This is a genomic window from Methylobacterium sp. V23, assembly GCF_002917135.1.
Classification (GTDB): Bacteria; Pseudomonadota; Alphaproteobacteria; order Rhizobiales; family Beijerinckiaceae; genus Methylobacterium.
Window position 1 is genome coordinate 40,518 of the sequence record NZ_PDHT01000002.1, and the last position, 12,040, is coordinate 52,557.

The window sequence follows — 12,040 nt, forward strand, 5'->3', positions numbered from 1 at the left end:
GTCAGGACAGCAATGATGCGCAGACCCGGCGTGTTCCGGACTGCGACGGCGAGACGTCGTAATCCGGTTCGACATCCCCCTCAGCGCGGCAGTATGCTCGCGCCCATCAGAGCTTCGTCGATCGAGCGCGCCGCTTGGCGGCCTTCGCGAATCGCCCAGACCACAAGGGATTGTCCACGCCGCATATCACCGGCTGCGTAGATTTTCTCGTTCGAAGTCCGGTAGTCGAGTTCGTTCGCCGTGACGTTGCCGCGCTTGTCCATGACCACGCCGGACTCTTCCAAGAGGCCCTTGCGGACCGAGCCAGCGAAGCCGATTGCCAGGAACACGAGGTCGGCGGGCAACGTGAACTCACCGCCCGGGACAGGCTGACGCTTCTCGTCGACGCGGGTGCAGACCACGCCGGTGAGCTTGCCCTTCTTGCCCTCCAGGCGCAGCGTGGCCGCTTGGAACTCGCGCTCGGCGCCCTCGGCCTGACTGGAGGAGGTGCGCATCTTGGTCGGCCAGTATGGCCAGACCGAAAGCTTGTCCTCGCGCTCCGGCGGGCGCGGCCGGATGTCGAGCTGTGTCACGGACAAAGCGCCCTGACGGAACGAGGTGCCAACGCAATCCGAAGCAGTGTCACCACCACCGATGACGACGACGTTCTTCGCCGTGGCGAGGATAGGAGCCTCGCCGTTCCCCGGCATCGGCTCGGCACCGACGCGACGGTTGGACTGGACCAGGAACGGCATGGCGTAGTGCACGCCCTCCAGCTCCTGGCCCGGGAGCTGCGGATTCCGCGGGTCCTCCGCGCCGCCAGCGAAGAGCACCGCGTCGAACTCTGCGGTGAGCTCATCGAGCAGTTTAGTCACCCCGACATTCACGCCGTAATGGAAGCGAACCCCCTCGCCTTCCATCTGTTTCACGCGCCGATCGATATGGCGCTTCTCCATCTTGAAGTCGGGAATTCCATAGCGAAGCAGGCCGCCGGCCTTCGGCTCGCGCTCGAAGACGTGGACCTCGTGCCCGACACGGGCGAGTTGCTGCGCCGCCGCCAATCCCGCTGGTCCGGAACCGATCACTGCGACTTTCTTACCGGTCTTATGGTCGGCGGGCTCGGGCTTGACCCAGCCGTTGTTCCAGGCGCGGTCCGCGATCGCCTGCTCGATGGTCTTGATCGCCACCGGCTGGTTCTCGAGATTCAGCGTGCACGCCTCTTCGCAGGGAGCCGGGCAGATACGGCCGGTGAATTCCGGAAAATTGTTGGTGGAATGAAGGTTGCGTGCCGCCTCCTCCCAGTCGGACTGATAGACGAGCTCGTTCCAGTCGGGGATCTGGTTATGCACCGGGCAACCCGTTGGACCGTGGCAGAACGGGATACCGCAATCCATGCAGCGGGCCGCCTGCTTCTTGAGATCATGCTCGTCGAGAGGCAGTGTGAACTCGCGGAAGTGGCGAACGCGATCAGCGGCGAGCTGATACTTCTGCTCCTGCCGGTCGAATTCGAGGAAACCCGTGACCTTGCCCATCGTCTGACCGTCTTTCGCGAGTCTGTCTGATCCGTCGCGCGGAAGGCGGCCCCTACGGCCTAATCCGCTCTCTCCCGGCAGATCGATCTTCGACCGACCTGCCTCATGCGTCAGCCATCTCTCGGTGCTGACCCATGCAACCCCCGGTTCATTGATGAACCGGGAGCCGCCTCGATAGAATATCAGTCGTGCCGCGCCTACTCGGCCGCCACCGGCATCCGCGCCATCTCCATTTCGCGCAGGGCACGCCGGTACTCCACCGGCATCACCTTGACGAACTTGGTGCGGTAGCCAGCCCAATCATCGAGGATCGCCTTGGCACGCGGAGAGCCCGTGTACTTCAGGTGATTGGTGATCAGCTGAGACAGGCGTTCCTCATCGTGGCCAGACATGTCGGCCAGGATGTCGACGCGGCCCTTCGTTTCCAGGTCACCGTCCTGGTGGAACCGACGCATGAGGTCGTCTTCCTCCTCGACGGGTTCGAGATCGACCATGGAAAGGTTGCAGCGAGCCGAGAACGAGCCGTCCTCGTCGAGGACATAGGCGATGCCGCCCGACATGCCGGCCGCGAAGTTACGTCCGGTTTCACCGATCGACACCACCACACCGCCTGTCATGTACTCGCAGCCATGGTCGCCCATGCCCTCGACCACCGCGATGGCGCCCGAATTACGGACGGCGAACCGCTCGCCGGCCGAACCGCGGATGTAGGCCTCACCGGCAATAGCTCCATACAGAACGGTGTTGCCGGCCATGATGGTGTGCGAGCCCGGCGCCCGCAGGGCGTCGGAGGGACGGATGATCAGCTTGCCGCCAGATAGACCTTTGCCGACGTAGTCGTTGGCGTGGCCGGTAAGCACCAGGGTGACGCCAGCCGCCAGCCAAGCGCCGAAGCTCTGGCCGGCAGTGCCCGACAGCTCCACCTGAATGGTGTCGTCGGGCAGACCCTCGTGGCCGTACCGCTTGGCCACGGCTCCTGAAAGCATGGCGCCGGCCGTACGATCCGAGTTCCGGATCTCATCCCGCACCACCACCGGTTCTCCGCCATCGAGGGCCGACTGAGCGCCGGCGATCAGGCGACGGTCGAGCACCGTATCGATCGGGTGCTTCTGCTTCTCCGTATGCCGGATCGCGACATGCTCGGGGACCTCCGGACGGTGGAACAGCTTCGAGAAGTCGAGGCCGCGCGCCTTCCAGTGATTGATCACCTCGAGGGTGTCGAGGAAGTCGGCCCGCCCGATTAGGTCCTCGAGCTTGCTGAAGCCCATGGACGCCATCAGCTCGCGCAGCTCCTCGGCCACGAAAAAGAAGTAATTGATCACGTGCTCGGGCGTGCCCTTGAAGCGCTTGCGCAGGACGGGGTCCTGCGTCGCCACGCCGACCGGGCAGGTGTTCAGGTGGCACTTGCGCATCATGATGCAGCCGGCCGCGATCAGCGGCGCGGTAGAGAAGCCAAACTGATCGGCTCCGAGCAGCGCCGCGATCAAGACGTCACGGCCCGTGCGGATGCCGCCATCCGCCTGGAGCACGACGCGCCCGCGCAGGTGGCTGAGCACCAGCGTCTGTTGGGTCTCGGCCAAGCCCGTTTCCCAAGGGCCGCCCGCGTGCTTGATCGAGGTCAGTGGAGCCGCACCGGTGCCGCCGTCGAAGCCCGAAATCGTGATGTGATCGGCGCGTGCCTTCGCCACGCCCGTGGCGACCGTGCCGACACCGACCTCGGAGACAAGCTTCACCGAAACGTCGGCGGATGGGTTCACGTTCTTGAGGTCGAAGATTAGCTGCGCCAGATCCTCGATCGAATAGATGTCGTGATGCGGCGGCGGCGAGATCAGGCCGACGCCAGGGGTGGCATAACGGACCTTTGCGATTTTGGCGTCGACCTTGTGGCCAGGCAGCTGCCCCCCCTCGCCCGGCTTCGCGCCCTGTGCGACCTTGATCTGCATCATGTCGGAATTGACCAGATACTCCGTCGTGACGCCGAAGCGACCAGAGGCGACCTGCTTGATGGCCGAGCGGCGCGAGCGGCCGTCCGCCATCGGCTTGAAGCGCTCGACCTCCTCACCGCCCTCACCCGAATTCGAGCGACCACCAAACGAGTTCACCGCGATAGCGAGGGTCTCGTGTGCTTCCTTGGAGATCGACCCGTAGGACATGGCGCCCGTGGCGAAGCGCTTGACGATGTCGGCTGCTGGCTCGACCTGATCGATCTCGATCGGCGCACGGCCGAGTTCGGCCGCCTGCTTGATGCGGAACAGGCCGCGGATGGTCTTGAGGTGGTTCTCCTGCTCGTTCACCAGCCGGGCGTATTCACGGTAGCGATCGGGTAGGCCAAGGCGCACCGCATGCTGGAGCGTTGCGACGGAATCCGGGGTCCAGGTATGGCTCTCGCCGCGCAAGCGGTAGGCGTACTCGCCGCCGACATCGAGGGCGGTGCGGTAGATCGGCGAGTCACCGAAGGCGTCGCCGTGGCGCCGCGCGGTCTCCTGCGCGACCTCGGCCATGCCGATGCCCTCGATCGTCGTCGCGGTGCCGAAGAAGTCGCGTGCCACGAAGGACGAGTTCAGGCCGATCGCGTCAAAGATCTGCGCGCCGCAATAGGACTGATAGGTCGAAATGCCCATTTTGGACATAACCTTGAGGAGGCCCTTATCGATCGACTTGATGTACCGGTAGACAATCTCGTCCGGCGTCAGGTCCGGCGGGAACTCGTCCTTCATCGCGATCAGTGTCTCGAAGGCGAGATACGGGTTGATCGCTTCGGCGCCGTAGCCGGCTAGGCACGCAAAGTGATGCACCTCGCGCGGCTCACCCGACTCGACCACGAGACCGACCGAAGTCCTTAGCCCCTTGCGAATCAAATAATTGTGCACGGCGGCCGTCGCGAGGAGGGCCGGGATCGCGATGCGATCCGGCCCAACACCGCGATCCGACAGGATGATGATGTTGTAGCCGCCGCGTACGGCAACCTCGGCCCGGTCGCAGAGGCGATCGACAGCGCCTTCCATGGCCGCCGCACCGGTCTCGGCCGGGAAGGTCATGTCCAAGGTCTTGGTATCGAACCGGTCCTCGAAATGGGAGATCGAACGGATCTTCTCTAGATCGCCGTTGGTGAGGATCGGTTGGCGAACCTCGAGACGCTTCTTGCGGGAAGCGCCTTCCATATCGAGCAGGTTGGGACGCGGGCCGATGAACGAGACGAGGCTCATCACGGCCTCCTCGCGAATCGGGTCGATCGGCGGGTTCGTGACCTGCGCGAAGTTCTGCTTGAAGTAGGAGTAGAGCGACTTCGGCTTGTCAGACAGCGCCGAGAGCGGCGTGTCCGTACCCATGGAGCCGACGGCCTCCTGGCCAGTCACAGCCATCGGCGCCATGAGGAGCTTGAGATCCTCCTGGCTGTAGCCGAAAGCCTGCTGGCGATCGAGGAGCGACACGTCGGAACGCGAGGCCCGTGGGATCACCGGCTTCAGGTCCTCGAGGACGATCTGGGTGTTCTTGACCCACTCGGCGTAGGGATGCGCGGCGGCAAGCTCGCTCTTAATCTCTTCGTCGGAGACGATGCGCCCCTTCTCAAGGTCGATGAGCAGCATGCGGCCGGGCTGCAAGCGCCAGGACTCGACGATCTTCTCGTCCGGAATCGGCAGCACGCCCATCTCGGAAGCCAGCACCACGAGGCCGTCGTCGGTCACGAGGTAGCGGGCCGGGCGAAGGCCGTTGCGGTCGAGGGTGGCGCCGATCTGCCGGCCATCAGTGAAACAGACGGCAGCCGGGCCGTCCCACGGCTCCATCAGGGCAGCGTGATACTCGTAGAACGCACGGCGCTCCTCGCTCATCAGGGGATTGCCGGCCCAGGCTTCCGGGATGAGCATCATCATCGCGTGTGCCAGCGAGTAGCCACCCTGAACAAGGAACTCGAGGGCGTTGTCGAAGCACGCGGTGTCGGACTGTCCCTCATAGGAGATAGGCCAGAGCTTCGAGATGTCGTTGCCGAACAGCTCAGAATCGACGCTCGCCTGGCGCGCCGCCATCCAGTTGACGTTGCCGCGCAGCGTGTTGATCTCGCCGTTGTGCGCGACCATCCGGTAGGGGTGCGACAGGCGCCAAGTCGGAAAGGTGTTGGTGGCGAAGCGCTGATGCACGAGGGCGAGCCCCGAAACGAAGCGCTCGTCCTGCAGGTCGCGGTAGTAGTCGCCGAGCTGATCGACCAGAACCATGCCCTTGTAGACGATAGTGCGGGTCGAAAGAGACACGGGATAGTAGGTGTTCGCGCGCTCGTCCTTCAGACCGTAGACCTTGTTCGAGATCACCTTTCGAGCAGTAAACAGTCGACGTTCAAAAGCGTCCTCATCCGCCACCGTGGTGGGACGGCCGATGAAGATCTGCCGGTGACAAGGCTCCGTCTCCTTGACCATCACCCCAAGGTCGCTCGGATCGACCGGGACGTCACGCCAGCCAAGGAACGGCAGACCCTCGTCGGCCAGAGCCTTCTCGACGATCTCTTCGACGAGGCGACGTGCCTCCTCGTCCTTTGGCATGAAGAACTGACCGACACCGTAATGGCCGGGCTCGGGCAGGGTGATGCCGAGGGCCTCGCACTCGGCCTTGAAGAAGGCGTGCGGGATCTGCACGAGGATGCCGCAGCCATCGCCCATCTTCGGATCGGCGCCGACGGCGCCGCGATGGTCGAGGTTCTTCAGGATCTGCAGGCCCTGCTGAACGATGGCGTGGGTGCGCCGGTCGTGCATGTCGGCGACGAAGCCGACGCCGCAGGCGTCGCTTTCACGAGCCGGATCGTAGAGCCCCTGGACTTTCGGTAGGGCCTGGTCACGTACGATGAGCGGCGCGGTCCCGTCGCGAGTGGCGGGAACCGACGCCTGCAGCGCCCCGAACTCAGAAGATGCGACCACGTCCACCATCTTTCGCCTCCGACCTGCCCGCATGCGAGCATGTTTCATGCCCAGAGCCTGAGAGGCGTCCGGGTTTTGTCTCTCGACAGCGTCGGCTCTGGGCGGGTTCTTCGGTCAGGAAGCGCCCGCAACTCGCGGGCTCGACGCCGGCTTGGTGTCAAGCCGTGCGGGCCCGGATCGCCATGATGGCGACCGGCTTCGAATCTCGTTTGGCCGCCGGCAACGTCACCTGAGCGAGATCCTCACAGCCATCCGGACAGGCACCCCGCCGGGAATGGGACAGCTCTACTGTCCTACCGATGAAAAGTGACAGATTTTAATCGGTCCAGCAAGGGTGTGCCGGTTAGCACGCTGCGGTTTTCGAGCGCACGGTTCGAGCAGACGGAAGGCCTCATTGCCGCAGGTCCCTGCTAGATTGGAACGACCGATGTCCGTCGGAGCGAAGCCCACGGTCGTCACCCCGCAATCTTGCCCCATTCCGGCTGTCTACACGGCGTGCCGAGCACAAGCGGCGTGCGGGGATTGTCCCGAATCCCGGCGGACCTTGGAGCGGAGGACCTGCGCCAACAGCAGGCCTCCGCGCCGACATCACTCTGAATTTCATCGCGATGGTCTCGTCTCGCAGGAAGCCCATGCGTGCATCCTCCTCATTCCGCGGTCTGTCGGCGGGTCTCCTGACGCTTTGGGCTGCGAGCGTCGCTCAGGCGCAATACGCTTACGAGCCTGATCTCCTTCTCCCGCCCCGTGCTGTCGTGTGGCGCCTCAGTGACCGCGGATTCACGGACGTTACGCGTCCGCGCTTCGATGGGCAGGCGTATGTCGTCGAGGCATCCAACCCGTATGGCGAACGCCTGCGCCTCTTCGTCGATGCGCGCGACGGCCGAATCGTCGGACGCCAGCGCCTCGACACTGGGCTCGACGCGATCCCGCGCGTTGTGCGCCGTGAACCTGGCTATGGCTGGACGGAAGACGACGAGGCTCCTCGTCGGCGAATTCGAGAAGCCGAGCGAATCGTTCCTCCCGCAGACATCCCCTTCCCGCAGGATCAGGCTCGGCGGACGCGTCCTGAACCTGTCGGGCGCCCGGATCTCGCGGCTCGATCGGTAACCGGGTCACGGGCCGTTCCACAGGCGAGGCCTGAGCCTGGCGATCAGAATCCCATGGGTTTGAATCCCGATTCCCACGGGTCAGAGGCAAAGCCGAAGTCCGACATACGCCGGAAAACCGTTCGCCTCGCCCCGGCGGGAAAGGCGGCTCCGCCGGCGGTCGCTCCCGGAGTGCAGAAGCTGTCCGATGTGCCCCCCACTTTACCGAAGGCTGAGGCTGGTCCCGCTGGCATAACCGCAGCGGTTACTCCTCCGAAGACCGAGACACCAGCCGCCGCCATGACGCCAGCGTCGGTGCAGCCGCCCCCGGCAGAGAAGCCGGTGGCGCAGGACTGGAAGGATGTGCCGGCCGATGCCAAGCGACCGATTCGTGTGATCGGTGGAGCGACGATCGTGCCCGGCACCACGAAGGAGACCGAAAAGAACTGAAGTCCAGGTGCTCGCTTCCGGAATTGCGATCAGATCAGCCAGCGTCGCTGGCGCCGGCACCCTGCAGATGCGGGTCGCGAGTCGCGGCTCGAACGGGACTATCGGCAGCCGGCGTGTCCTGCAGGGCCCGCAGCGCAAGTGGATCGAGTCCACTATCTGAATTGGGGCCATAGCCCTCGAGAGCTCTGCGCATTTTCGGCGTCCAGAACGCCACGATGTGCTTGTGGATCCCGGCCACAGCTTCCTCGTCTGGATAGGATCGGAAGAAAGTGGCGATCTGATTGGCCATGCGGACCAGCTTCTCGTCGGACGTCAGGGCGCTCATGAGTACGAAAACTCTGTCGAGGGAACGGGAGTCGTGTGACGCTAGGGCTGCGCGGGCAAGTCGAGGCGTTCACGGCCTGTGAAGACCGTCAGGGTGTCTGAGCGAGCGATGGCACAGAGCGTCATGCCATTCAGGCGCGCTCGGTCGATCGCCAGCGAAGTCGGGGCGGAGATTGCGACGAGTACCGTCGCGCCCAGGCTTGCCACCTTCTCGACCATCTCGAAGGAGCAGCGGCTGGTGATGACGACGAAGCCATCCGCGGGATCGGTGTGTCGTCGGATCAGTGCGCCGATCAGCTTGTCGAGGCCGTTGTGGCGCCCGACATCTTCACGCAATGCCACCAAGTTACCGTCGAGATCGGCCCAAGCCGCAGCATGGACCGCCCGCGTCTCGGCATTGAGCACTTGCGCGTCGCCCATGGCCATCAGCGCCCTCTGGATTGCCGCGACGGTAACCCGACCCGCGCCGTGCAGGGGCGCGTCGGCCCTCGGTAGCGACCCGAGATCGTCGATTCCGCAGACGCCGCAACCGGTGCGCCCCGACATGGCGCGCTTGCGCGCGAGGTGTTCCCTCAGCCGCCCCGGCACCAAATCGACGAGAAGGCGCATTCCGCCCTCCGCCGCGTCAACCTCGACGTGAACCGAGCGGATCTCATCGGCGGCCGCGATGATTCCCTCCGTCAAGCTGAACCCGTAGGCAAAGTCTACGAGGTCAGCCGGCGTCGTCATCATCACGGCGTAAGGCACCGATCCGTAAACCAAATTGACCGGCATCTCGACAGCCAGCGGCCGGGTCCCGCTGCGCGGCTCCGGATCGTCGTAGGCGACGACCAGGGTCGGGACGCGCCGGGCGGTCTCGACCGCCGCATCCCCCTCGTTCGCCATCAGGCTGGTCTGGTCACTCGGCCGCATTCAGCTGGGTCGCAATCTGGGTCAACGAAAAATCCTCCTCGAAGAACCGCGCCTGCCAGTCGGAGGGCCGATTCGTCCGCCGAACCTGCACCGCCGTGACCTTGTACTCGGGGCAGTTGGTTGCCCAGTCCGAGTAGTCGGTGGTGATCACGTTGGCGCCGGTCTTGGCGTGGTGGAAGGTGGTATACACCACGCCGGGCTGCATGCGCTCGGACACGATCGCTTTCAATGCGATATCACCGGAGCGACTTTCGAGCGCAACGAGGTCCCCCTCGACGATACCGCGTACTTCCGCATCGAAAGGGTGGATCTCCAGCACGTCTTCCTCATGCCAGCGCGAGTTCTCCGTTCGACGGGTCTGTGCGCCGACATTGTACTGCGACAGGATGCGGCCGGTGGTGAGGATGAGCGGGAAGCGCGGGCCGGTGCGCTCCTCTGTAGGCACGTACTCGGTGATCATGAACTTGCCGAGCCCGCGCACGAAGCGGTCCACGTGCATCATCGGCGTGCCGGTCGGGGCAGCCTCGTTGCAGGGCCACTGGATCGAACCGAGCTCGTCGAGCTTGGCGAAGCTGACGCCGGAGAAACTCGGTGTCAGGGACGCAATCTCATCCATGATTTCGCTGGGGTGGCTGTAGCTCATCGGATAGCCGAGGGCGTTGGAGAGCAGCATGGTGCCCTCCCAGTCCCCGACGCCGGAGAGCGGCGGCATCACCTTGCGCACGCGGGAGATGCGGCGCTCGGCGTTTGTGAAGGTGCCGTCCTTTTCCAGGAACGAGGCGCCCGGCAGGAAGACATGGGCATATTTGGCCGTCTCGTTGAGGAAGATGTCCTGAATGACGATGCATTCCATCGCCCTCAGGCCGGCGGTGACGTGGTGCGTGTCGGGATCCGACTGGGCGATGTCCTCGCCCTGGATGTACATGCCCTTGAAGGCGCCATCGACGGCCTCGTCGAGCATGTTGGTGATGCGCAGACCCGGGTGCTGGTCCAGCGACACCCCCCACAGGGCCTCGAAGGTCGCACGGGTGGCATCGTCCGAGACGTGGCGATAACCCGGCAGTTCGTGCGGGAACGAGCCCATGTCGCAGGAGCCCTGCACGTTGTTCTGGCCGCGCAGTGGATTCACGCCGGCGCCGAGCATGCCGATGTTGCCCGTGGCCATGGCGATGTTCGCCATGCCCATCACCATGGTCGAGCCCTGACTGTGTTCGGTGACGCCGAGGCCGTAGTAGATGCCGGCGGCTCCCCCCTTCGCATAAAGGCGGGCGGCGGCACGCAGCTCGACCGGGTGGATGCCCGTATACGCCGCCTGCGCCTCCGGCGAATGGCGCGCGTCAGCGACGAAGCGGGCCCAGGCTTCGAAGTCGCCGAGGTCGCAGCGTTCGCGAACATAAGCCTCGTCGACCAGGCCTTCCGTGAGGATGACATGCGCCATCGAATTGATGAAGGCGACGTTCGAGCCGGGCTTGAGTGGCAAGTGGAAGTCCGCCTTGATGTGGGGCGACTTCACGAGATCGATCTTGCGCGGATCGGCAACGATCAGCTTGGCCCCCTCGCGTAAGCGCTTCTTCATGCGGGATGCGAAGACGGGATGACCATCGGTCGGATTCGCCCCGATGACGAGGATCACGTCGGAATGCGCCACGGAGGCGAAGTCCTGTGTTCCGGCCGAAGTGCCGAGCGTCGACATCAGCCCATAGCCGGTGGGGGAATGACAGACGCGGGCGCAGGTGTCGACGTTGTTGTTGCCGAAGGCGGCGCGCACGAGCTTCTGCACGAGGTAGGCCTCCTCGTTGGTGCAGCGGGATGAGGTGATACCGCCGACCGAATCCTTGCCGTACTTCGCCTGTATTCGCTTGAATTCGGAGGCGGCGCGATCGATCGCCTCGTCCCAGGTCACCTCGCGCCATGGATCGGTGATCTTCTCACGGATCATCGGCTTGGTAATCCGGTCCTTGTGCGTGGCGTAGCCGTAGGCGAACCGGCCCTTCACGCAGGAGTGGCCCTCGTTCGCCTTGCCGCCCTTGTAGGGCACCATGCGGACGATGCGGGTGCCTTGCATCTCGGCCTTGAACGAGCAGCCGACGCCGCAATAGGCGCAGGTGGTGATCTCGGAATGGTCCGGCTGGCCGTGCTCGATGATCGACTTCTCCTGCAGGGTTGCGGTCGGGCAAGCCTGGACGCAGGCCCCGCACGACACGCACTCGGAGTTGAAGAAGTCGGTCGGTCCGGCAGCCACGCGACTGTCGAAGCCGCGACCGGAGATGGTGAGGGCGAACGTGCCCTGCGTCTCCTCGCAGGCGCGAACGCAGCGATTGCAGACGATGCATTTCGACGGATCGTAGGTGAAGTACGGGTTCGACGCATCCTTGGGTAGGTACTGCTCGGAGGTCGGCTTGACGTGGTTGGCCCCGTCATAGCCATAGCGTACATCGCGGAGACCCACCGCACCCGCCATGTCCTGCAACTCACAGTCGCCGTTGGCGGCGCAGGTCAGGCAATCGAGGGGGTGGTCGGAGATGTAGAGCTCCATCACGCCCTTGCGAAGCTTCGCGAGCTTATCGGTCTGGGTTGAGACCACCATGCCGTTCTCGGCCGGCGTCGTGCAGGAGGCGGGCGTGCCGCGCCGTCCCTCGATCTCCACGAGGCAGAGGCGGCAAGAGCCGAAGGCCTCGAGGGAATCGGTGGCGCAGAGCTTGGGGATCTGCGTGCCGGCATGCATCGCGGCCGCCATTACCGACGTGCCCGCCGGCACTGTCACGCTCATGCCGTCGATCGTCAGCGTCACGGTCTGGTCCGAGATGCGGATCGGGGTGCCGTAATCGATCTCTTTGATGAGGGCCATGGATCG

Annotated in this window: 6 protein-coding genes; 1 reads left to right on the forward strand and 5 read right to left on the reverse strand. The window is 64.5% G+C overall.

What is annotated here, in order from left to right:
- Positions 1 to 80 precede the first annotated feature (80 nt).
- Together CRT23_RS03370 and gltB are read right to left on the reverse strand one after the other, a co-directional pair.
- Positions 81 to 1,511, reverse strand: coding sequence for a glutamate synthase subunit beta (locus tag CRT23_RS03370; RefSeq protein ID WP_103708604.1), 1,431 nt, complete (start codon positions 1,509 to 1,511; stop codon positions 81 to 83).
- Between the two features lie 197 nt (positions 1,512 to 1,708).
- Entirely contained in the window at positions 1,709 to 6,424 is a 4,716-nt protein-coding gene (gene gltB, locus CRT23_RS03375) for a glutamate synthase large subunit (protein ID WP_103708605.1), read from the reverse strand.
- 623 nt (positions 6,425 to 7,047) lie between these two features.
- On the opposite strand from gltB, the gene CRT23_RS03380 reads away from it, so the two are divergent.
- Positions 7,048 to 7,950 (forward strand): hypothetical protein, encoded by a 903-nt coding sequence (locus CRT23_RS03380; protein WP_103708606.1) that lies wholly within the window; start codon positions 7,048 to 7,050, stop codon positions 7,948 to 7,950.
- A gap of 34 nt (positions 7,951 to 7,984) precedes the next feature.
- Here the strand turns inward: CRT23_RS03380 and CRT23_RS03385 are convergent, their stop codons facing one another.
- From CRT23_RS03385 to fdhF, 3 genes are read right to left on the reverse strand one after another with little or no spacing between them, the layout of a single operon-like run.
- Positions 7,985 to 8,275, reverse strand: coding sequence for a formate dehydrogenase subunit delta (locus tag CRT23_RS03385; protein ID WP_103708607.1), 291 nt, complete (start codon positions 8,273 to 8,275; stop codon positions 7,985 to 7,987).
- A 41-nt stretch (positions 8,276 to 8,316) separates the two neighbouring features.
- Positions 8,317 to 9,159: a formate dehydrogenase accessory sulfurtransferase FdhD gene (gene fdhD, locus CRT23_RS03390; protein WP_245435941.1), complete on the reverse strand. Its 843-nt coding sequence runs from the start codon at positions 9,157 to 9,159 to the stop codon at positions 8,317 to 8,319.
- Between the two features lie 13 nt (positions 9,160 to 9,172).
- On the reverse strand, positions 9,173 to 12,034 hold the full coding sequence (fdhF, locus tag CRT23_RS03395; protein WP_103708609.1) for a formate dehydrogenase subunit alpha: 2,862 nt from the start codon (positions 12,032 to 12,034) through the stop codon (positions 9,173 to 9,175).
- Positions 12,035 to 12,040 lie beyond the last annotated feature (6 nt).

Coding starts and splice junctions, on each gene's coding strand:
- CRT23_RS03370 (WP_103708604.1), bottom strand. CDS start 1,511: ATGGGCAAGGTCACGGGTTTCCTCGAATTCGACCGGCAGGAGCAGAAG.
- gltB (WP_103708605.1), bottom strand. CDS start 6,424: ATGGTGGACGTGGTCGCATCTTCTGAGTTCGGGGCGCTGCAGGCGTCG.
- CRT23_RS03380 (WP_103708606.1), top strand. CDS start 7,048: ATGCGTGCATCCTCCTCATTCCGCGGTCTGTCGGCGGGTCTCCTGACG.
- CRT23_RS03385 (WP_103708607.1), bottom strand. CDS start 8,275: ATGAGCGCCCTGACGTCCGACGAGAAGCTGGTCCGCATGGCCAATCAG.
- fdhD (WP_245435941.1), bottom strand. CDS start 9,159: ATGGCGAACGAGGGGGATGCGGCGGTCGAGACCGCCCGGCGCGTCCCG.
- fdhF (WP_103708609.1), bottom strand. CDS start 12,034: ATGGCCCTCATCAAAGAGATCGATTACGGCACCCCGATCCGCATCTCG.